This window comes from Bacillus sp. SH7-1 (assembly GCF_008042405.1).
In the GTDB taxonomy this organism is placed as follows: Bacteria; Bacillota; Bacilli; order Bacillales; family Bacillaceae_G; genus Bacillus_A; species Bacillus_A thuringiensis_N.
This window is the reverse complement of record NZ_QNUD01000032.1, coordinates 35,326-55,310: the sequence shown is the minus strand read 5'-3', so window position 1 is coordinate 55,310 and position 19,985 is coordinate 35,326. Positions and strand designations below refer to the sequence as shown.

Here is a 19,985-nt window from a genome sequence, read left to right as displayed (position 1 = left end):
AATTTTATTTATTACGCTTCTTAAAATTTTTTAAAGGAGTACCCTCTTTTGCATTCGAATATAGTATATTAACAAGATATCCTGGAGGTGCGAAAATGTCTGATGGCATACAGCTAATTATTATCCTTCTTTTTATAATTGCTATGTTTAGTATCCTAAATTTTTTAGCCATTTCCCTTTCTCAGCATAGCTTTAAAAGAAGAATTGTGGCAGGCTTCATATTTTTACTGTTAACTCCCCTTATCTTTTTGACTACTTCAGCTTTCACTTCTATATTCAATAAAGCTAGTTTTGGAGCGGTCAACCTAACCTTTTCTATTGTAAATATATATATTTTAAATGGCATTGTCATTCTTCTTTCCGCTTCATTTATCCACAAAAAACAAAACATAAGATAGCGCAAATGGCATGAATCTGACTTTATACTAGATTCATGCTTTTTCAATTCCCCCTAAATTTTTATATGAAATTAAATAATTCTTTATAAAAATTTAAACTTTATTTATTACAATATCCCTATCGTATTCGCACGTTAAATGAAAATGAAAAGAAAGGAGCACAAAATGAAAAAGTTTGTATTAATTATTCCAATATTCATCATGCTACTTAGTGGATGTAGCAATAATGATATATACGGTTCTTGGGAAGTTGTTGACAACAAAAATGGTCTTTGTCCCGCATCTTATAAATTTGAAACAGTTGTAAAAGAAGAAAAAAAAGAAAAAATTATTCAAAACTTAGTGGAAATGCAAACAACAAAGAAAAAAGAAGATTTATATAAAGGGTCATTTGTAAAAGATTCCAATGTATATCACATTGATTATGGTAACTCATTCACATCGGATCAAACTTTAAAAATTGTCGATGGCAAATTAAATGTATACTTTTATGCAGTGGAAAAGTTATGTACATATAAAAAGAAATGATTACACTTCATTTAAAACGCAGAAAATATTTTCTGCGTTATTTTTAATTTACAAAACCTCCCCAAAAACATTTTCCTCTTTTAAATCTTTAAATTTAAATGTAGTATTATATAATAACAATATTTTAATGCGAGGTGCTTTTTTTGAGAAGTTTAAGTTCATTAATTGTATCAACAATCTGTTCCATTATCCTAATCCTATGGAGTGCACTTTCATTTTATGAAAGATTCACGACAGGAAATTCATACTATTGGCTTAGTGGTATATTAGGCCTCGTTTTCGTGTTCTTTTTCATCCAAAATATGCGGGATATACTTAATAAAAACTATAAAACATCCTAAACCGTATAGAAAGATATAATAAACAGTTCAGTTAACCAATCCTTATTTACAACGCCCTTTCCAAAAAGACGAATCCTCCCTCTAAATTTGTCAATCGTTTTAATTTTCATAAAAAAATGATAAAATGTAAACATGTGTTTTCAGAATAATTAAAAACGCAGAAAGAAAACACTGTTTTTAGGAGGGGTTTTGATGACTTACACGTTAGCAACTAGAATGAAAGCATTCCAATCTTCTATATTTAGTGAATTAGGGGCTTATAAAAAAGAAAAAATTGCAGCAGGTCACAAAATGATTGATTTAAGTATCGGAAATCCTGATATGCCGCCTGCTGACTTCGTAAGAGAAGAAATGGTACATACAGCAAGTGAAAAAGAAAGCTACGGATACACATTAAGTGGTATTCAAGAATTTCACGAAGCTGTAACTGAATATTACAACAACACTCATAACGTTAAATTAAATGCCGATAAAGAAGTTTTATTATTAATGGGTTCACAAGACGGACTCGTTCATTTACCTATGGTTTATGCAAATCCGGGAGATATTATATTAGTTCCGGATCCAGGATATACAGCTTATGAAACTGGAATTCAAATGGCTGGTGCAACATCTTACTACATGCCATTAAAGAAAGAAAATGATTTCTTACCTAACTTAGAGCTAATTCCTGAAGAAATTGCGGATCAAGCAAAGATGATGATTTTAAACTTCCCAGGGAATCCGGTTCCAGCAATGGCTCATGAAGATTTCTTTAAAGAGGTAATCACATTCGCGAAAAAGCATAACATTATTGTTGTCCATGATTTTGCTTATGCCGAATTTTATTTTGATGGTAAAAAACCAATTAGCTTCCTCTCTGTACCTGGTGCTAAAGAAGTTGGCGTAGAAATCAACTCTTTGTCAAAAAGTTATAGTTTAGCAGGTAGTCGTATTGGTTATATGATTGGTAATGAAGAAATTGTCGGAGCGCTTACACAATTTAAATCTAATACGGATTATGGAGTATTTTTACCAATTCAAAAAGCAGCATCAGCTGCACTAAGAAATGGCGCTGCTTTTTGTGAGAAAAACCGGGCTATTTATCAAGAACGTAGAGATACTTTAGTTGATGGATTCCGAACATTTGGCTGGAATGTTGATAAACCAGCTGGTAGTATGTTCGTCTGGGCCGAAATTCCGAAAGGCTGGACTTCTATAGACTTCGCTTATGCATTAATGGATCGTGCAAATGTCGTTGTCACACCAGGTCATGCATTCGGACCTCACGGTGAAGGCTTTGTACGCATTGCACTCGTTCAAGATAAAGCAGTTTTACAACAAGTTGTTAAAAATATTAGAAATAGTGGTATTTTTTCTCTTGAAAAGGCAGAAGAATTGGTTAAAAATTAATTGCAACTCCCCTGCTTAACTATAGCAGGGGTATTATTTATTGGAGGTACTTTCATATGCACATTGAAGACACTCTTCCTCATCGTTATCCATTTTTAATGATTGATAAAGTAACAAATGTAAAACAAGATGCATCCGTTACAGGATATAAACTCATTACAAATAACGAATGGTTTATAAATGATAGTCAAAAACATATGCCTCATATGTTAATTGTAGAAGCACTTGCTCAGCTTAGTGCATTTGTACATACGAGTGACTCTGAAGGATTAGGTTTTCTCTCCTCGCTAGATGGGGTTACGTTCCATGAAAAAGCATATCCCGGTGATAAACTTGATTTGCATTATGAGTTAACTCGAAATCGGCGAGGTTTTGTTCTCGGTAAAGGTACCGCCACTGTTAATAATCAACCGATTGTAACGATAGAAAAGCTATTAATATATCAAGCAGAAGAAAAATGATGTAATTCAACGGGGTGTCTATCTCCTAAAAATTCATTTCAACAACACGAACAGAGTAAATAAATCAATTGGTTAGGAGCAGGAAAATGGAAAGTACTATTGGTATCGATGCTGGAGGCACATTAACGAAAATTGCTTATTTGGATGAACAAAAGCAATTAGCTTTTGAAAAATTTTATTCAAATGAACAAGATAAAATAATAGATTGGCTTAAGAAACGCACGGGTAAAAAGCAAATATGTATTACAGGTGGTAAAGCGAAACAATTACAGCAACTACTTTTAGAATCATATAAAATAGTAGAACGAAACGAATTTGAAGCTACTCTTATAGGTGTCCAATACATATTAAAAAAAGAAAAATATGATATAAATAACTTTATATTAACAAATATCGGTACAGGTACTTCCATTCATTACGTTTATAATGACCAATATATTCGCGCTGGCGGAACTGGTGTTGGCGGTGGTACTATTATGGGGCTTTCAAAATTATTAACAAATATAGATCATTTTGAAGATGTGATTCCTTTAACAAAAGTAGGAACTAGAAAAGAATTAGATATTACGGTTGGAGATATTTATAGTGGTATTCTCTCCCCTATTGATAATAGCTTAACTGCTAGCAACTTTGGTAAAGCAGCTAATACAGACTCAAATTATACTAGCTCAGACATACTTGCTACTGTACAAGGACTTGTCGGTGAAGTCGTTACTGCATTAAGCCTTCAATTCGCCGAAACAAAAAACATTGACCATATTATTTATATTGGTTCGACTCTATGTAATAATGTACACCTTCAAAATATTATTAGTAGCTACACAAAATATCAAAATAAAACACCAATCTTTTTACGAGATGGTGGTAATAGCGGTGCGATTGGTGCTTTACTTCATGTTACGAATAAAAAAAGCTGACTTTTGTCAGCTTTTTGAAATGCGGATTTTATACGCTAAAACAATCCCTAAATGTGAGATTTTATCTTTGTTACTGTAAAAATCAACTAGTTCCCCAGCTAGAGGTGCTTGTTGACGTAAAATTCGTTAGCTGTAGTAAAAAAGCTCTTTTCTTACCTTTTTTAATAAGATTTCAATAATTCATTTATAAATACACTAACTTAATTACCAATTTACTGCAGCTTTTTTGAATAATATACAGAAAGCAAGTTAAATTCTATATGTAATAATATTGGAAAAACAATTGATAGTGAGGAATCCGTAATCATACCATGTATAATTCCCCCTATAAATGCGAACAGCATAAATTTTATACTAGTCTGATTAAATTTGTAATATTGTAAGTGAGATACAGCAAATAGAATGGAAGATATTAAAATTGGTAGCGTAACTGGTATGTAAGCTATTTCAAAATAAGAGAAGATTGAGAATGCATTGTTAAGTATTGGTATAATCATCCCTCTAAAAATTACTTCTTCAAAAATAGGATACATAATTACAAAGTTTAAGATATTCTTTTTCCCAATTGGATTATATCCTGAGTATCGTGAAATGACAATATTCGTTACTAAAGCAATTAAAATTAATACAACAATTGATTCATAGTGAATTGGCAAACGGAATACATAATTGTCTTCATAAAAATAGCTAATTATCGTTAGTAGTGTTCCCCATATATAAATAATCTCATTTTCTATCTTGCGGTACAACGTTTTTCCAATAACAACGCCAACTTTAATATCAACAATTTTATATGAAAAAGCTAATAATACAGCAAGTACTAACGAAATAAAGTAGCTCATATCGATTTATCCCCCCATCTTACATGAACCTCTTTTCAATTCATGCATTTGTTCCCTTTTCAACACTGCTCACTCATTTTCTATATTATAAATTTTACCATATAATGGTTATTTATAGTGGAAAGATTATATGAATACGATATATTAATTACAAAACAAAGACTTCTCAATAGAGAAGTCTTTGTTATTACACTGTGTGATTACTATTTTCTCGCCAAACTTTTCTAAACTTTATATAACAACCAATCCTCCACGGAATAATATACGATACTGCAACTACGTAAAATAATAAACCTATCGTTTGTTGATCTAAATCCACAATAAATTGTCTTGAACCATATCTTAAAACGACAAATGCAATAAAGGTAATTAAAAAGGCAGCACTTTTTTTCGTATAAATTTTCCCATCATCTCTTCGCTCATAATTTGTTAGAACTATAAGTGGTACGGCGAAAAGCCCCCCAATGAATGCTGCTATTATTATTTGTAAGATAGCTGGATGTACGGGACCAAAAAACCATACAATACCTGGAGTTAAAAATAGTAATGACCATAAAATACGTTTTCCCGATCCCTTTATCGGCTTATACATGGAGCGATAACGACGCCAAAATATTAGTAGTGCAATGCATAAAAAGACGGTTATTAATGAAGAAGCATCTCTCATTTACTCTTCCTTCTCCCCTAAAATAATTGTATTTAAATTGTATCTTCAAACGAAACCTTACGAATAAATAGTGCGCTAATTACAATATATATGAAAATAAGAACAATCGAAACTGATATGAAATTAGGTATTTCTAGCAACATTTTACTATTAATAAACACCAATTCTTTTATTCCTATCCCTGCATACATTGCACTCGCCAATCCAAATAAAAATATTATACTAAAGGCTAATCCGAACCAATTAAATCTTTTCTGAAAAATGATTGTTGATTGGAATAAACAAGCTAATGTACTATAAAATATGAACTGCACAAAGAATTGTTCAATTGCATTTTCTCCTAAGTTTATATGTTCTGTTTTATAAAATGTATCCTGTAAAAATAAAGCTTGGAGACATGAAAACAATGCTGATTGCAATAAAATAAAACATATTGAACCCATCAAGAATTGCAATCTAGTGACACCGAACGAGACGACTGTAGGGAAAATATCAAGTTGAATAAGAAACACACTGATCACAATAAACATTACGATTGCAATTGATGAATTATTAAAGATATCATGTAAAAGCGCTACCTTTATTCCCTTCAAATCTGTTGCCGTCATTGTCCCTTTTATAAGTAATGCTACAGTCCAAAAGATAAGAATGGCTTTATGCTGATATTTTATATGTAACTTCAACTGCTTCATTAACATCGTCATTTTACTTCACCACCGGTTATATGAATAAATAGTTTTTGTAATGTAATTCTATCAATTGCTAAACCTTCCTTTTCAAGAGAGTAATAATCTTCATTAGAAAGTTCTTCCCATATAACAGCAATCCCCTTATTTCCATAAACTTCTCGATTTATTACTTTTTTATTGTTTGAAAACTCATCCACTTTATCTTTTTTTCCTGAAATAATATGAGCTTGTTGTAATAAATCCTCCACAGATGATTGAACAATCAGTCTTCCTTCTTTTATGATGATTACATCTTCAATAACATGAGTTACTTCCTCTACTAAATGTGTTGATAATATAATTGTTCGTGGATATTCACCGTAATCTTCTAGTAGTAAACTATAAAACAACTCTCGATGTGCTGCGTCTAAGCCGGTAGTCGGCTCATCAAAAATTGTAATTGGCGCCCTACTTGCTAATCCTTGAATAATACCGACAACTGTTTGCATACCATGTGATAACTTATGGTATTTTTCTTTCAAATTAAGTTGAAATTTCCTTGCAAGTTCTTCAGCAAACTCTTGATCCCAGTTTTTATAAAACATGCTACATAAATTAAAAATCTCTTTAACTTTATTATTTAGATATGCAGCTTCTTTCACTTTAATAAAACAAATATTTTGCATCGCTTTACTATTCTCAAAAACATGTTCACCAAATATTGATATGCTTCCACTACTTGAAGTAATTTGGCCTGCAAGTAAATTTAATAGTGTCGTTTTTCCTGCTCCGTTTCTACCGAGCAAACCATATATTTTATGCTCTTCCAATGAAATCGTTACTTCATTTACAGCTAGTTTCTTTTTATATTTTTTCGTTAAATCTTTCGTTTCAAGTGCAATCATCCCTCTTTCCCCTCCTTCGTAATTTTTTGAATCATATCCATTAATTCGTCTTTCGATATTTCTAGTACTTTCGCTTCTTCCCACACTTTAGGTAAATATTCGGTCATAAAAGTGTTTTGTCTTTTTTTTAATACAACTTCTTTCGCTCCCTTTGCAACAAACATCCCGATCCCTCTCTTTTTATATAAAATCCCTTCATCCACTAATACATTTACCCCTTTTGCTGCAGTAGCTGGATTTATTTGTAACATCTTCGCAAATTGATTTGTTGATGGAACTTGTTCTTCCTCTAGTAATATGTCTTTTAAAATATCAGACTCAATCGTTTCTGCAATTTGTAAGTATATTAATTTATTTTGCTCCAGAGTAGGTTTCACAATTTCACCGCCTTAGGTTCATAGGTTCATTACTTATGTAATTAACCATATCACATTAAATTACTTATTTCCATAAATTTCTTTTACAAAAAAAGAGAGTCATTCGTTTAAGAATGACTCTCTTTCTAAAATTTTGAAATTTCAACCGAATTATTACCAACGTATGTCCCAGCATATTTTTTTTAATCACTTGGTTCCATATCAGATATTTCTTTTATTCTTTCTCCGCTAGAACAAGCAGTAATAAATAAAAAAATTGTTAGCATAACAATGACATTACGATGCATATATTTCATTTAGCATCCCACATTTTTATCGCTATTTCTTTAATTACAATAGTACTTATCAAATCCCTTTAAAACATACGCATTTTAATCAAAATTAAAAATTTTCACTTTTTATGTTTACAATTATCCATTAATTGTATATACTTACTAACGTAAGAAAAATATTCTAAAAGGAGGTCGAAGGAAATGATGAAATTACATTTACATGCTTTAACTTTAGCGTTAACTACACCTGTGTTTTCTGGACAATTAAATATGAATTCGACCACCCTAATGGAGAATTGAAAATCGTACTTTATTTCTATTAATTCATAAATTCGCCACAGGAGGTCGTATACTTTCCTGTGGCTTTTTCACGCCTAGCCATAGGAGAACTATATCTTCCTGTGGCTTTTTTGTGTGATTTTTTAGTCTCTTACATTATTTTTTAAAGAAAGGAGCAACATTCAATGACTATTAGCGTATTGTTTTTAAGTATTACGATTCAAAGAAATACAATATCCAAAGATGAAATTTTTCATAATGAGCAAATTGAAAAAGCTATGAATGATGTTAAGGAGCGCCAAGCACTTTATTGTGATCACCTGTAATTCCTTTTCGAAAGGAGGAATTCACTTATGACTTTTCATATTTTCTTTTTTACAACTGTACTTCAGAAAAACACTTTATCTGAAGATGAAATTATTCGTAAACAACAGTTAAAACAACTGACTGATAAAATGACTGACATTAAAAGTTCATACTATACGCATATGTATTAAAAATATATTTTTAAGGAGCAATATCTTCATGAAATTTAAAGCATTCTTTTTAACCATCACCATTCAAAAACGTGAGCTTTCACAGAATGAGATTTTGCGTGAGCAACACATTCAAACTATTATGGACGATGTAAAAGAACGTCAAGCTGCTTATTACAGCCGTCTTTTCTAATTAACTTATAAGGGGTTTTATCTAATGAAATTTAAAGCATTCTTTTTAACCATTACCATTCAAAAACGTAAGCTTTCACAGAATGAGATTTTACACGAACAACACGTTCAAAACATTATGGACGAAGTAAAAGAGCGTCAAGCTGCTTATTACAGCCGTCTTTTCTAAATAACTTTTAAAGGGGCAATACACTTATGAAATTTAAAGCATTCTTTTTAACAATCACGATTCAAAAACGTAAGCTTTCACAGAAAGAAATTTTACGTGAGCAACACATTCAAACTATTATGGACGAAGTAAAAGAGCACCAAGCTTCTTATTACAGCCGTCTTTTCTAATAAACTTATAAAGGGGTTTTATCTAATGAAATTTAAAGTATTCTTTTTAACAATCACGATTCAGAAAACTAAGTTCTCAGACAGTGAGATACTGCATGACCATCAAATTAATAAAGCTATGGAAGATGTGAAAGAACGTCAAAGTCACTACTGTAGCCATCTATAATTCCTTTCGAAAGGAGGAATGTATCATGAAGTTTCACCTTTTCTTTTTAACAATTACAATCCAGAAAGAAATCTTTTCTGAAGGTGAATTAAAACAAGAGCAACAATACAAAAAGATTATGGACGAAATTCGAGATCGTAGAAGCAAATACTACACTCACCTATAATCCTTTAAAAATATAAAACTTGAAAGGAGTCGATTATGATGTTGATAGCACGTTGTAAGGAAATGATTTGGATAGTTCAGAGGGATTCCACATAGTTTTATAGTGGCTATATCATACAAGTTTTCTGTTACTTTTGATATGTATTAAATATATAATAAAATTATATTCATACACTTTTAATATTGAGTAATAAACAAAAGATACACCACTTAAAAGCGGTGTATCTTTCTAAACATATACTATTTTCTATTACTTCGCTTCGTCTTAAACAATCTCACCAAGTTCGATACAACTGTTTTCGTTACTGCATAAACTGGCACTGCCAAAATCATTCCGATAATTCCCGCAAAGTTACCTACCCCTAAAATTAAAATAATAATTGTTAACGGATGGATATTTAATTTTGAGCTCATAATACGCGGTGAAATGATGTTACTTTCAAACTGCTGTACAATTGTTACGATAATAATTACGTACAACGCTTGCATCGGAGATACGAACAGACCTACAATAACAGCTGGTGCTGCACCGATAAATGGACCTAAGTTTGGAATTATATTTGTGAATGCTGCTATTATTCCTAAAACAAAAGCGTACGGTAAATCGATAATTAAATAACCGATAAAAGTAAAAGCACCTACAAATATACAAACGAGAGCTTGCCCTTGAATATATGCAGATAATGTTTCGTTCGTTTCCTTAATGATACGAAGTCCTTCTTCACGGTAAGATTCAGGTAATAGACTAACTGCTTTCCCTGGAAACGCATGTCCATCTTTAAACATATAAAATAAAATGAACGGTACTGTAAAGATAACTAATGCGACATTCGTTATAATACCAAATAAAGCCGTTGCACTCGACGTAATGGTGTTTGGTATATCCTTTAAGTATTCAATTGCATTTTTTTCAATTGTTTCAATGGAAACATAGTTTTGAGTAGATAACCATTCAAACAATCTATGATGGGATAAATCTTGTATGTATACTTTTCCCTCTTTTATATAACCTGGCATATTTTTTACTAAATCCATTAGCTGTTGGGAGATCGTTGGAACAACTACCCCAACTCCAACCGCAGTTAATGTTATGATAAAAAGATATAACAGTAAAATCGCTAAATTTCTAGGTACTTTTTTATTCTCCAAAAAGACTAATACCGGATTAAATATGAAGTATAAAAAAAGCGCGATTAAGATTGGGAAAAACAACGTTGATATGAAGATACCAATCGGTTGAAATAGAAACGATATTTTTGTGCAAATAAATATGATCGCTACAACCATTAGCACTTCTAATGTCCAAAAGTGCACTTTCGATTTCAAAAAAACGTCCTCCTTTAAACTAGCACTTCTCTTCATTGTACCAAAATAAGCAAGAATTTCACATAATATTTTCCTTTACAATATTCCAAAATACCAATAAATACACTACAATGAGATTACATACAAATTTGCAGGTAAAGGTGATAAAAATGACACAATGCATCATTTGCAGAAAAGATACGAAAGAACTTAGTGAACAATATGTCATCCCAGAAATATTATGTGGATATTATTTCACAAACTCAATTTGTGATACTTGTCATGAACAAATGACAACAAATATTGATCGTCCCTTAATTCGGCATAAATTAAGTCAATTTAAGATTGAGCAAATGAAAAAACAAATTGACTCCCCCCTCTATACGAATGAGCATGGTGAGGAACTTGCAGCAGCTGAGACAGATGTTGTTGAAGTAAGTGATGAAATACTTTATTCCAATGCATTAATTATGAAACTATGTAAAAAGCACGATATTTCACTACATAATGAAATTTGGAAAGAAGAACGTGTAACGAAAGTAGCTAGCTCTATTCAACGTGAATTACTTTTAGATAACCGTAAGTATAAAATGAGTGTATTAAAAATGGCTTATACTTTCGCTGTACAAGCAGTCGATGGCTATTTTGAAGATCCAGATGCGATTGATATTTCTAACATTCTATCAAATGCCGACTTCATGGAATTAAAAGAAAAGAGCATCGTTCGTGATTTAAGCAAAAGTTCTTTATGGAATACATTAAATACAAATAGCGAAAACCATTACTTTATTTTATTAAGTGATAAAGATGGACTGTTCTGTTTCATTCGTCTATTTGATATCTTTGACGTTGTCGTTCATTTATCAGAAAAGAGATATGAACTTTCATCACCCATTGTCGGCGTAAATAATGTAAATAAGCAAGAATTTTATGTCCAAACTTTAAAACAGTATATGGATGGACTATTTAAAGAAAAAACACCTTCTATTTAATCGAAATCAGAACATACGGTCTCCTTTCTTGATGAAAAGACACTGTGTTATAATAAGTATGAAAAGAACAATACAATCACATAAACCAATTATTAATTGTATATAAATAAAAAAGACTAGTGTGCGGCTACACACTAGTCCACGTAACTTAGCAGATTGGATTGTTCATTTATCCTATTTGTTTCTTACAAACAAAACAACCCACATTCTATTGGCATAGGTGGGTTGTTATTCTTTGAGCTTGTCTATTAAAACGACGACGAACGTTAACAATGCAACGAGAAACAGTCCACCTTGCAATAACAACGCTATTTCACTCACTTATTATCACCCCCCTCCTACTTGGAGAAGTGATAATTGAACAACCAACCGTACCTTAAGTTACTATTTAATTTTACCATATTTTCTAATAGTTTACGATGAAAACCCGCAAGTGATTTACTTGCGAGTTTTTTATCCCGTATTAACAGGCAGTAAACAAAACGAAGTAAAGCATAGTTGAAACTGCCTGTAAATGCCCGATTGGTTCAACTAATAATCCTTTGGGACAATTCACCCAAAGGATTAAAGTTTCACTTTATTTCTCATTATTTTTTAAGTGCATATGCATCAGCTATCATTTCACCAACAATTTTATTTTCTTGTTTCTCTTCTTTTAATAAAGGAAATAACAGTTCTGCCACTTCATATGCCTCTTCTAAATGAGGATATCCCGATAATATAAACGTATCAATTCCTAACGCTTCATATTCTTTTATTCTATCTGCTACTGTATGCGGATCTCCTACAAGTGCAGTACCTGCACCACCTCTTACAAGTCCTATACCAGCCCATAAGTTTGGACTTATCTCTAACGACTCCCGTGTACCTTTATTTAAATAAGTCATTCGTTTTTGACCAACTGAATCGTATCTTGCAAATGTTTTTTGAGCAAGCTCAATTGTCTCATTATCTACATATTGAATTAAACGTTCTGCCTCTTCCCATGCTTCTTCTTCTGTTTCTCTTACAATTACGTGTAATCTAATGCCAAATTGAACCGTACGCCCCTTCTCTTCTGCAAGTTTTCTTACTTCATCTATTTTCTCTTTCACTTGCTCTGGTGGCTCTCCCCACGTTAAATACACATCACTATGTTCAGCTGCAACTTCTTTACCCGCAGCCGATGATCCTCCAAAATATATAGGGGGATACGGTGTTTGAACTGGCGGGAACACTACTTTACTATCTGTAACTTTAATATGTTTTCCTTCCAATGAAATGGTTTCACCTTGCAAAGTCGATTTCCAAACTTTTAAAAATTCATCGGCAGCTTCATACCTTTCATCATGTTCAAGATACAATCCATCACCCTGCAATTCAACGGGATCTCCTCCAGCTACTACATTAATAAGTAATCTTCCATCTGAAATTCTATCAAATGTAGATGCCATCCTTGCTGCAACTGTCGGTGACATTAATCCTGGTCTAACTGCTACTAAAAATTTTAATTTCTCTGTCTCAGCTGCAAGTGCCGATGCTAATACCCATGGATCTTCACAACCTTGACCAGTTGGAAGTAACACACCTGTATACCCTAAATAATCGGCTGCTTGTGCAACTTGTTTATAATAACCATACTCAGCTGCTCTTCCTCGTTTTGTCGTTCCTAAATATCGACCATCTCCATACGCCGGAATAAACCATAATAATTCCATACCTTTATACACCCCTTATTTATTTTGAAACGTACACTAAAATACTCTATATAAATTACCCCTAATAATTTATATGTTAATTTCCTATCTCGCCTTTAAAATTATCTCGCCATCTTAAAAACTTCACTTCTAGTAAACGTACGAGTGAATCCGAAAATTTCCCAACGAATGCAAAGATGATAATACCAACAAATACGATATCTGTATTTGAAAATTGCCTTGCATCCATTATCATATAGCCAATACCTTCTGTAGATCCCATAAGTTCTGCGACTACTAAACTCACCCATGCAACTCCTAATGATAATCTCGCTCCTAGTAATAGGTTCGGTAATGCTGCAGGTAAAATTAATTTTGTAATTAATTTTCTTTTACTAAACTCTAATACTCTCGCAACATCAAATAACTTTGAATCCACACCTCGTATTCCTAGAAACGCATTTACGTATAAAGGAAAAAAAGCACCATCTGCAATTAATAACACTTTCGATGTTTCCCCAAAACCGAACCATAATACGAAAAGCGGTGCAACAGCCAAGTGAGGCACAGTTCTTAACATTTGTACTGAAGGATCTAAATATTGCTCACTTCTCGTTGAAAACCCAACAATTGTTCCTAAAATAATTCCTAAACTCCCGCCAATAAAGAAACCAGTCGCAGCCCTGAATACACTAATACTTAAATGACCGAATAACTCTCCTGTTTTTATAAGTTCTTGAAAAGCTAAAAATATATCTAGAGGCGTTGGTAAAACTGTTTTAGAAACTAGACCGAATACGCCAGCCAACTGCCAAATTATTAATACGATAATTGGTATAGTAATCGCTCTTACTAACACTTTTACTTTTGTCTTTCGCACTTTCTTTACATCGTTATTACCAATCGTTATACTCGTTGGTTTCATAACAGCTTTCGTATTCTCCAATTTACAAAACCTCTCTTCATTTCGCCTTTAACGCTTTTTCTACGAAAGAATTATCTACAACTTTATCTGTGTTGATTTCTTTCTTTATAGAACCGAGCTTATATTGAAAATCTGCTGTCTTTTGCTGTTCTGCTATTATTTCTTTCGTTACCGGAACTAAAATTGGTTTGTCGTGATTAAACACTTCTTTTACAATCTCTGCATCTATTTTCTTTGCAGAAGTGTATATGTTTATTGCTTCATCCAAGTTTTCATCTTGCCATACACGTGCTTTTTCATATACTTTAAGGAATTTCTCAACTAATTCTGGATGCTCTTTCGCAAATTTTGTTCTCGCAATTAAAAACTCTGGAGAAGATACATTTAATGTTTCACCATCTGTAATCACCTTTGCTCCTTTATTTACCGTATGTAACGATATGAAAGGATCCCAAATTGCCCATGCATCTACTGAACCTGATTCAAATGCCGGCTGTGCTTCATCTGGTTGTAACTGAATGACATTTACATCTTTCGCATTGATACCTTCTTTATCAAGCGCTCGATACAATAAATTAAATGCGCTACTTCCTTTTGCCACTGCTATTTTCTTGCCTTTCAAATCTTTTACACTCGCAATCTTGCTATCCTTTTGTACAAGAATCCCCGTTCCTTTTCTCGCATAACTTGTATTAGCAATTTCGGTAAATTCAATACCAGCTGCTTGAGCTGAAATAACTGGGGAGTTCCCAACTTCACCAAAGTCTAATCGATTTGATGCAATTGCTTCAAAATAAGGAGGACCGCTTTGAAACTCTGTCCACTTCACTTTAACTCCTTCTTTTTTAAACTCTTCTTCAAACCATCCTTTTTTCTGCGCGAGTAATAGTGGACTTAATCCTTGCTGAATACCAATTTGTATTGTTACATCTTCCTTCTTACTACTTGCTGTGCTTTTTTCACATCCAAATAAAAATAAAGAAATAGCTACTGCAAAAGAAAGAACTTTGATTTTTTTATACATATACTCACTCTTTCCCTATATACTTGTTTGAATTAGTCCCCCGTGTTCAAACTGCTGTAATACTTTCTTTCGAATTCCTTGGAATGACTCGGAAGTTTTACTACGCGGATAAGGTAAATTATTTTCAATCACTTTATGTATTTTTCCAGGCTTTGCACTCATGATGACAATTCTGTTTGAAAGATATATTGCTTCGTCTATATCATGTGTAACGAATATCATTGTCGTCTTTTTTTGTTCCCAAATGTTGAGCAGTACTTCTTGCAAATGACTTCGGGTAAATGCATCCAGTGCTCCAAATGGTTCATCAAGCAATAATACATTGGGATCCCTTAACAACGCTCTTGCAATCGCAACACGTTGTGACATCCCGCCTGATATTTCTTTCGGATATGATTTTTCAAAACCGTCTAACCGAACAATTTCAACCCATTCCTTTACCTTATCCTTCACATATTTATCTTTTAATGACAAATCAGCTGCAATATTTTCTTCCACTGTAAGCCATGGAAACAATCGATGCTCTTGAAATATAAATCCTTGCTTCTTACTCGGTTTTGTTATACGCTCCCCGTCAATAATGATTTCACCTTCAAAATCGTTGTCTAAACCTGCAATAATTTTTAATAGTGTACTTTTTCCGCAACCACTCGGACCAATTACTGTAACAAAATCCCCTTTTTCTAATTGAAAATTAATATGCTCTAATACTTGAACAGTACGAGTTTGTTTCGAAAAATATTTTGATACTCCATCAATTGATACAGTCACTTTTCCCCCTCCTTGAAATGATTCATCTTAATGAACAGATTCAGTATTTATGCAATAAAAAAACCAAAGGCATTTTATCTATTGATAAAATGCCTTTGGTTTCTCCAATCAGCAATACGTAATGGAATTAAGTACATATTATACAAATATTTCCGATAAGTCAACTCGGTTTTATTAAAACATACGTATGATTTGTTTGAACATCCTTATTGTTATTTATTTAAAAATTATTTTTTATGGTTCTTAATCCACTGTAACCAATAAGAAAACTCACATGCCAAATGCATTTGATGCGATTTAATAAGGCTATTAGGACAAAGTGCCGGAAACTCTACAACTAGACTTACTTCTATACCAGTATCTGTATCTTTGAATTGATGTCGAACTCCACCAATAGTAGTACCGTCTTTCATACGTGCAACACCTGTTGATTGGTATTGATAGGACTTATCTCTAGGTGTCTTCAATCCCATTTCGTCACCAAAAACAATAAAAAATTGAACTGGAAATGGAGAATTACCAGTAGTTTCGATAACCTCTAATTCATTTTCCCCAAAGGGTCTTAGTACGTAATGATCTGGACAGGCCGATAAATTCACTTGATCATTTTCATCTGATTGTTCAAGCATAAAACTATCAATTCCATTTATCGCTTCTTCTGCTGTAATCCCATCTAAATAGATACTTGTTTTTGAAAATTTTCGTCTATCACCAGATAAAACAGTACAAATACGCATACCCATTTCACTTAATTTAAGTTTAGATTTTAACTTATCATACATTTCATTGTATGAATAATTTAACTTTAGTTCCGTTAGTTTTTTTAGCATAACGTCTGTATCATTTAATTCCGGTTCTTTATGTCCCAATGTATTTAAAACTTTTTTAATACGTTCTCTTTTCCACTTTGTAAGTTGTTCATTCGAAATATTGTTTCCATCAATAATAATTTTCATATACATTCTCCTTCGCTTTGATCGTATCGTAGTGTATTTAATACTAAATTAATCATTTCTTGCTTCGTGTCTAGATTCAAATCCACCTCTGAATGAGCAATACTGCTAAGACCGTATAAAATAAATCCTGATGCTAATAATGAGTTATCAGTATTAAAAATCCCAGTTTTCACCCCTTCTTCGATTACTTGTCGAATTGATGGCTGCATTCGCGTAAATAATTTCTGTTCCAGTTGAAAATGTTGTTCCGTCTGAAACGAACTCACATTTTTATAGGGTGCTAATTTTTCAATAAATGTCCAAAATATATTTAGAGAATCTTTCAGCTTTTGCATGACAGACCGTTCATTAGAAATAAGTATTTCTTCAATTAACTCCATATTTTTCACAATAAAATCATTTAATACTTCATCAACAAAATTCTCTTTAGACTTGAAGTAATAATAAAATAAGCCCGTTGCTACACCTGCATGATTCACAACATCTTTTATGCCAAATCCTTTCATACCATTTTTCATATATAGTTCAAAACCAATATCCATCAACTCTTGCCGTCTAACATCTGGTTCTTTTGATATTCTTTTCATAGGTCATCTCCTATTATGTTTTACCTTCGACTGAATCTGATTCAATCATAAACAACTGAACTATATTCAGTCAATATTAGTTTCCACAAAAAAAGAGTAATCTCAAGAAATATACATCTAACCTTAGACTTATCAAAAAGTTAGATCATATAACTTAAGACTACTCAATTTCATTAAACACATATTTTCTTTTCAAATCGCTTTAGTTTAACCACACCATTTCTGTCTCTACAATCATTTGAGGAAGCGTCTTTTGAATTATTTCCTCTAATACATTAAGAGCTTCATTCACATAACCACCCTCAAAACCCTCTAAAGGCTCAGGTAACTCATCCTCATCTAAAATAAAATATTCTCCACTTGGAAGTACCAATATATCAATAATTAAGTCTTCAAATGACACGAATTCGTCTGTTATTTGCGTATTTTTTACAACATTAAAATAAGAGCCTACATACATTCCATTTTTATCTCTCCATATGTATAAATTGTACGGACGATTTTCCCAGTAGTATGCAATGGTGTAACTTCCTTTTGGGATTGTTAAACTCGCACGATGTGCAGTCATTGTAAATGAATACTGAACCTCATGAAATAACACGATACTTTGCAACTGCTTTTCAAGTAATAAGCAAGTGTGATCTACTACGGTCGAGTCATACCGAATTTTTCTTTCTATAATTTCACTTTTTGGTGTTAGTAATTTATTCATTCTTTGCTTCCCCTTATGCTATTTCTAATCTTAATTATATCCATTTATATAGTGATAAAGAAGTGTTTGGTCTCCAAATACACAATAAAAACTCCCTCTTATTTTAGAAGGAGTTTTTCACTGTCCATGTTTCATATTTTTTCACTTCTAATGGAAGCTCATTCGTTTTCAACCACTCCACTGCACTACATACAAGTGGAGATGAATTGTCTTCTGTAATGCTTTCTATAGAAACCCATCTCGCTCCTAAAGAATCTTGACCTTCAAATTGTTTCGGTACTACAAATTCACCTTCGCACCTTTCAACACCGTAGAAAACTGCGATATGATGTACATGTGTGTACTCCTTGAATTTTGATGGAAATTGAAAATCAAATGTACCTATTTGTTTTACTACCGTTACATTTAGCCCGGTCTCCTCTTTAATCTCTCTATGAAGTCCAGCTAATATTGATTCCCCACCTTCTAAACTACCACCAGGCAGATCATACCGATTTCTATATGGACCTTTAATTTTATCAATTACTAATATGTGATTGTTTTCGATACAAATGCCGTACACACCAAACGCACTATGAAAATTAGTAGCATTACTCATATTTTAATTTCTCGATAACCGCATCATAAAATTTCCGTTCCTTATCAACATTTAAGTAAACACGACTTACTGTTTTAGAAAATCCATATAACAATTGCGCTTTCGCTGGCTCTTTTAGTGTTATTTCAAATGTCGGAGGTTCCTTTATAAATTCCATCACTGTTGCGTCAAGAACCTCTTTCTCTTTCTTTAAAAGTTCTCCTTTATAAAACGTAATCTTATCAATTTGTATAAATGGTATAATGATTTTCTTTCCTAATCCAATTTGTATAATTACTTTTTCTTCCTTAACAATAATTGGATTTTTACGCATTGCTTGAATTTCAGCTAAAAAATAAAACATTGCATATACGTTTAAAATAAGTAACACCCATGCTACAAGCGGATTCCATTGATGAAACAAATAATGAAAACCGATACTTTCTATTAAGGTCGCATGGATGATCATGATATATACACCTATTGCACCAGTCTTTTTGTGATATGAGTATACATATTCACCTTCTGGCACTTTTGCACGCCACGATAAAAATGCATAATAGATTAACTTAGACTCTGTTACAATGATATCTATTAATTTATTTCTTTTCATAGTAGCGTCAAATGCAGCATCAATTGCATAAGAAAATGAAGAGTACTCACTTTTATATTCTTTATATTTTTTTATTATGGTAGGAAGCTTTCTAACAATTTTATATAGAAGGAATAACTCTAAACATACAAAAGCAATTTCTCCTGCAACTATAATATAAGAAACGTATGAAAAACCTTGTAAATAGTCGCTCGGAATAATAAATCTTGCAAATATATAACCAGCTATTACAACAGGAAATATATACGTTAACGAGTATCTTTTTCGAATAATAAAGAAATACGTAATGACCGGAATTACAAACATGCAATCTAATAATGATCCAAGAACAACTTCTTTCGGAGTAGCTGGTACAATCGGAAGAGCATATAATAAATAGTTTGATAACAAGATTACAGATACGAGTCCAATCCAGATACCTTTTCGCCTTCGCGAAAGTGTGTCACTCATACGTTCACTCCT

29 protein-coding genes and 1 pseudogene are annotated in these 19,985 nt (G+C 32.4%); 13 read left to right on the top strand and 17 right to left on the bottom strand.

Annotated elements, in window-relative coordinates:
* Window positions 1-95 precede the first annotated feature (95 nt).
* From DN390_RS23000 to coaW, 5 genes are all read left to right on the top strand, one after another.
* Window positions 96-398 carry a hypothetical protein gene (locus DN390_RS23000; protein ID WP_147808552.1) on the top strand — a complete coding sequence of 101 codons (303 nt, stop codon included), beginning with the start codon at window positions 96-98 and terminating at the stop codon, window positions 396-398.
* A gap of 165 nt (window positions 399-563) precedes the next feature.
* Entirely contained in the window at window positions 564-926 is a 363-nt protein-coding gene (locus tag DN390_RS22995) for a hypothetical protein (protein ID WP_147808551.1), read from the top strand.
* A gap of 533 nt (window positions 927-1,459) precedes the next feature.
* Complete coding sequence (locus DN390_RS22985; protein WP_147808550.1) at window positions 1,460-2,659, top strand: LL-diaminopimelate aminotransferase; 1,200 nt, start codon at window positions 1,460-1,462, stop codon at window positions 2,657-2,659.
* 56 nt (window positions 2,660-2,715) lie between these two features.
* Complete coding sequence (locus tag DN390_RS22980; RefSeq protein WP_147808549.1) at window positions 2,716-3,120, top strand: 3-hydroxyacyl-ACP dehydratase FabZ family protein; 405 nt, start codon at window positions 2,716-2,718, stop codon at window positions 3,118-3,120.
* A gap of 86 nt (window positions 3,121-3,206) precedes the next feature.
* The gene (gene coaW, locus DN390_RS22975) at window positions 3,207-4,037 is read left to right on the top strand and encodes a type II pantothenate kinase (RefSeq protein WP_147808548.1); all 831 of its coding nucleotides are present in this window, start codon (window positions 3,207-3,209) and stop codon (window positions 4,035-4,037) included.
* Between the two features lie 212 nt (window positions 4,038-4,249).
* Here the strand turns inward: coaW and DN390_RS22970 are convergent, their stop codons facing one another.
* The 6 genes and pseudogenes from DN390_RS22970 to DN390_RS31335 all read right to left on the bottom strand — a co-directional run.
* Complete coding sequence (locus tag DN390_RS22970) at window positions 4,250-4,879, bottom strand: CPBP family intramembrane glutamic endopeptidase (protein WP_147808547.1); 630 nt, start codon at window positions 4,877-4,879, stop codon at window positions 4,250-4,252.
* Between the two features lie 187 nt (window positions 4,880-5,066).
* Window positions 5,067-5,546 (bottom strand): cytochrome c biogenesis protein CcdC, encoded by a 480-nt coding sequence (locus tag DN390_RS22965; protein ID WP_147808546.1) that lies wholly within the window; start codon window positions 5,544-5,546, stop codon window positions 5,067-5,069.
* Between the two features lie 32 nt (window positions 5,547-5,578).
* Window positions 5,579-6,250 (bottom strand): DUF4052 family protein, encoded by a 672-nt coding sequence (locus tag DN390_RS22960; protein ID WP_147808545.1) that lies wholly within the window; start codon window positions 6,248-6,250, stop codon window positions 5,579-5,581.
* A complete protein-coding gene (locus DN390_RS22955; protein WP_147808544.1) occupies window positions 6,247-7,119 on the bottom strand; it encodes an ATP-binding cassette domain-containing protein in 873 nt (290 codons plus the stop codon). Before DN390_RS22955 ends, DN390_RS22960 begins: the two co-directional genes overlap by 4 nt.
* On the bottom strand, window positions 7,116-7,496 hold the full coding sequence (locus tag DN390_RS22950; protein ID WP_000805194.1) for a GntR family transcriptional regulator: 381 nt from the start codon (window positions 7,494-7,496) through the stop codon (window positions 7,116-7,118). The genes DN390_RS22955 and DN390_RS22950 overlap by 4 nt, the downstream gene beginning before the upstream one ends.
* 185 nt (window positions 7,497-7,681) lie before the next feature.
* Window positions 7,682-7,792 (bottom strand): annotated as a pseudogene (locus DN390_RS31335) (DUF4825 domain-containing protein); the annotation flags it as partial.
* A gap of 440 nt (window positions 7,793-8,232) precedes the next feature.
* Between DN390_RS31335 and DN390_RS22945 the strand changes: the two are divergent.
* From DN390_RS22945 to DN390_RS22915, 7 genes are read left to right on the top strand one after another with little or no spacing between them, the layout of a single operon-like run.
* On the top strand, window positions 8,233-8,373 hold the full coding sequence (locus DN390_RS22945; protein WP_000156189.1) for a YrzI family small protein: 141 nt from the start codon (window positions 8,233-8,235) through the stop codon (window positions 8,371-8,373).
* Window positions 8,374-8,400: 27 nt separating this feature from the next.
* On the top strand, window positions 8,401-8,544 hold the full coding sequence (locus tag DN390_RS22940; RefSeq protein WP_098274102.1) for a YrzI family small protein: 144 nt from the start codon (window positions 8,401-8,403) through the stop codon (window positions 8,542-8,544).
* 28 nt (window positions 8,545-8,572) lie between these two features.
* A complete protein-coding gene (locus tag DN390_RS22935) occupies window positions 8,573-8,716 on the top strand; it encodes a YrzI family small protein (RefSeq protein WP_097951304.1) in 144 nt (47 codons plus the stop codon).
* Window positions 8,717-8,740: 24 nt separating this feature from the next.
* Window positions 8,741-8,884: a YrzI family small protein gene (locus DN390_RS22930; protein WP_147808543.1), complete on the top strand. Its 144-nt coding sequence runs from the start codon at window positions 8,741-8,743 to the stop codon at window positions 8,882-8,884.
* Between the two features lie 26 nt (window positions 8,885-8,910).
* On the top strand, window positions 8,911-9,054 hold the full coding sequence (locus DN390_RS22925) for a YrzI family small protein (RefSeq protein ID WP_060631250.1): 144 nt from the start codon (window positions 8,911-8,913) through the stop codon (window positions 9,052-9,054).
* A 25-nt stretch (window positions 9,055-9,079) separates the two neighbouring features.
* Window positions 9,080-9,220, top strand: a complete 141-nt coding sequence (locus DN390_RS22920; protein ID WP_000669812.1) for a YrzI family small protein — start codon at window positions 9,080-9,082, stop codon at window positions 9,218-9,220.
* Window positions 9,221-9,245: 25 nt separating this feature from the next.
* Window positions 9,246-9,386, top strand: a complete 141-nt coding sequence (locus DN390_RS22915; RefSeq protein WP_147808542.1) for a YrzI family small protein — start codon at window positions 9,246-9,248, stop codon at window positions 9,384-9,386.
* A gap of 239 nt (window positions 9,387-9,625) precedes the next feature.
* Here the strand turns inward: DN390_RS22915 and DN390_RS22910 are convergent, their stop codons facing one another.
* A complete protein-coding gene (locus tag DN390_RS22910) occupies window positions 9,626-10,711 on the bottom strand; it encodes an AI-2E family transporter (protein WP_147808541.1) in 1,086 nt (361 codons plus the stop codon).
* A 149-nt stretch (window positions 10,712-10,860) separates the two neighbouring features.
* On the opposite strand from DN390_RS22910, the gene DN390_RS22905 reads away from it, so the two are divergent.
* Window positions 10,861-11,682, top strand: coding sequence for an HNH endonuclease (locus DN390_RS22905; protein WP_060631253.1), 822 nt, complete (start codon window positions 10,861-10,863; stop codon window positions 11,680-11,682).
* A 228-nt stretch (window positions 11,683-11,910) separates the two neighbouring features.
* Here DN390_RS22905 and DN390_RS31330 read toward each other — a convergent pair whose 3' ends face one another.
* From DN390_RS31330 to DN390_RS22860, 10 genes are all read right to left on the bottom strand, one after another.
* On the bottom strand, window positions 11,911-12,003 hold the full coding sequence (locus DN390_RS31330) for a putative holin-like toxin (RefSeq protein WP_255444150.1): 93 nt from the start codon (window positions 12,001-12,003) through the stop codon (window positions 11,911-11,913).
* A 266-nt stretch (window positions 12,004-12,269) separates the two neighbouring features.
* Complete coding sequence (gene ssuD, locus DN390_RS22900) at window positions 12,270-13,379, bottom strand: FMNH2-dependent alkanesulfonate monooxygenase (RefSeq protein WP_147808540.1); 1,110 nt, start codon at window positions 13,377-13,379, stop codon at window positions 12,270-12,272.
* 76 nt (window positions 13,380-13,455) lie between these two features.
* The gene (locus DN390_RS22895; protein ID WP_097951299.1) at window positions 13,456-14,304 is read right to left on the bottom strand and encodes an ABC transporter permease; all 849 of its coding nucleotides are present in this window, start codon (window positions 14,302-14,304) and stop codon (window positions 13,456-13,458) included.
* A gap of 16 nt (window positions 14,305-14,320) precedes the next feature.
* A complete protein-coding gene (locus tag DN390_RS22890; protein WP_147808539.1) occupies window positions 14,321-15,307 on the bottom strand; it encodes an aliphatic sulfonate ABC transporter substrate-binding protein in 987 nt (328 codons plus the stop codon).
* A gap of 15 nt (window positions 15,308-15,322) precedes the next feature.
* Window positions 15,323-16,078 (bottom strand): ABC transporter ATP-binding protein, encoded by a 756-nt coding sequence (locus DN390_RS22885; RefSeq protein ID WP_147808538.1) that lies wholly within the window; start codon window positions 16,076-16,078, stop codon window positions 15,323-15,325.
* A gap of 227 nt (window positions 16,079-16,305) precedes the next feature.
* On the bottom strand, window positions 16,306-17,034 hold the full coding sequence (locus tag DN390_RS22880) for a hypothetical protein (protein WP_147808537.1): 729 nt from the start codon (window positions 17,032-17,034) through the stop codon (window positions 16,306-16,308).
* Window positions 17,031-17,621: a TetR/AcrR family transcriptional regulator gene (locus tag DN390_RS22875; RefSeq protein ID WP_147808536.1), complete on the bottom strand. Its 591-nt coding sequence runs from the start codon at window positions 17,619-17,621 to the stop codon at window positions 17,031-17,033. Before DN390_RS22875 ends, DN390_RS22880 begins: the two co-directional genes overlap by 4 nt.
* A gap of 202 nt (window positions 17,622-17,823) precedes the next feature.
* Window positions 17,824-18,333, bottom strand: a complete 510-nt coding sequence (locus DN390_RS22870) for a ribonuclease FAU-1 family protein (RefSeq protein WP_060631260.1) — start codon at window positions 18,331-18,333, stop codon at window positions 17,824-17,826.
* A 103-nt stretch (window positions 18,334-18,436) separates the two neighbouring features.
* Window positions 18,437-18,931, bottom strand: a complete 495-nt coding sequence (locus DN390_RS22865) for an NUDIX hydrolase (protein ID WP_147808535.1) — start codon at window positions 18,929-18,931, stop codon at window positions 18,437-18,439.
* Window positions 18,924-19,973 carry a hypothetical protein gene (locus tag DN390_RS22860; RefSeq protein WP_147808534.1) on the bottom strand — a complete coding sequence of 350 codons (1,050 nt, stop codon included), beginning with the start codon at window positions 19,971-19,973 and terminating at the stop codon, window positions 18,924-18,926. Before DN390_RS22860 ends, DN390_RS22865 begins: the two co-directional genes overlap by 8 nt.
* Between the last annotated feature and the right edge of the window lie 12 nt (window positions 19,974-19,985).

Coding starts and splice junctions, on each gene's coding strand:
- DN390_RS23000 (WP_147808552.1), top strand. CDS start 96: ATGTCTGATGGCATACAGCTAATTATTATCCTTCTTTTTATAATTGCT.
- DN390_RS22995 (WP_147808551.1), top strand. CDS start 564: ATGAAAAAGTTTGTATTAATTATTCCAATATTCATCATGCTACTTAGT.
- DN390_RS22985 (WP_147808550.1), top strand. CDS start 1,460: ATGACTTACACGTTAGCAACTAGAATGAAAGCATTCCAATCTTCTATA.
- DN390_RS22980 (WP_147808549.1), top strand. CDS start 2,716: ATGCACATTGAAGACACTCTTCCTCATCGTTATCCATTTTTAATGATT.
- coaW (WP_147808548.1), top strand. CDS start 3,207: ATGGAAAGTACTATTGGTATCGATGCTGGAGGCACATTAACGAAAATT.
- DN390_RS22970 (WP_147808547.1), bottom strand. CDS start 4,879: ATGAGCTACTTTATTTCGTTAGTACTTGCTGTATTATTAGCTTTTTCA.
- DN390_RS22965 (WP_147808546.1), bottom strand. CDS start 5,546: ATGAGAGATGCTTCTTCATTAATAACCGTCTTTTTATGCATTGCACTA.
- DN390_RS22960 (WP_147808545.1), bottom strand. CDS start 6,250: ATGACGATGTTAATGAAGCAGTTGAAGTTACATATAAAATATCAGCAT.
- DN390_RS22955 (WP_147808544.1), bottom strand. CDS start 7,119: ATGATTGCACTTGAAACGAAAGATTTAACGAAAAAATATAAAAAGAAA.
- DN390_RS22945 (WP_000156189.1), top strand. CDS start 8,233: ATGACTATTAGCGTATTGTTTTTAAGTATTACGATTCAAAGAAATACA.
- DN390_RS22940 (WP_098274102.1), top strand. CDS start 8,401: ATGACTTTTCATATTTTCTTTTTTACAACTGTACTTCAGAAAAACACT.
- DN390_RS22935 (WP_097951304.1), top strand. CDS start 8,573: ATGAAATTTAAAGCATTCTTTTTAACCATCACCATTCAAAAACGTGAG.
- DN390_RS22930 (WP_147808543.1), top strand. CDS start 8,741: ATGAAATTTAAAGCATTCTTTTTAACCATTACCATTCAAAAACGTAAG.
- DN390_RS22925 (WP_060631250.1), top strand. CDS start 8,911: ATGAAATTTAAAGCATTCTTTTTAACAATCACGATTCAAAAACGTAAG.
- DN390_RS22920 (WP_000669812.1), top strand. CDS start 9,080: ATGAAATTTAAAGTATTCTTTTTAACAATCACGATTCAGAAAACTAAG.
- DN390_RS22915 (WP_147808542.1), top strand. CDS start 9,246: ATGAAGTTTCACCTTTTCTTTTTAACAATTACAATCCAGAAAGAAATC.
- DN390_RS22905 (WP_060631253.1), top strand. CDS start 10,861: ATGACACAATGCATCATTTGCAGAAAAGATACGAAAGAACTTAGTGAA.
- ssuD (WP_147808540.1), bottom strand. CDS start 13,379: ATGGAATTATTATGGTTTATTCCGGCGTATGGAGATGGTCGATATTTA.
- DN390_RS22890 (WP_147808539.1), bottom strand. CDS start 15,307: ATGTATAAAAAAATCAAAGTTCTTTCTTTTGCAGTAGCTATTTCTTTA.
- DN390_RS22880 (WP_147808537.1), bottom strand. CDS start 17,034: ATGAAAATTATTATTGATGGAAACAATATTTCGAATGAACAACTTACA.
- DN390_RS22875 (WP_147808536.1), bottom strand. CDS start 17,621: ATGAAAAGAATATCAAAAGAACCAGATGTTAGACGGCAAGAGTTGATG.
- DN390_RS22870 (WP_060631260.1), bottom strand. CDS start 18,333: ATGAATAAATTACTAACACCAAAAAGTGAAATTATAGAAAGAAAAATT.
- DN390_RS22865 (WP_147808535.1), bottom strand. CDS start 18,931: ATGAGTAATGCTACTAATTTTCATAGTGCGTTTGGTGTGTACGGCATT.
- DN390_RS22860 (WP_147808534.1), bottom strand. CDS start 19,973: ATGAGTGACACACTTTCGCGAAGGCGAAAAGGTATCTGGATTGGACTC.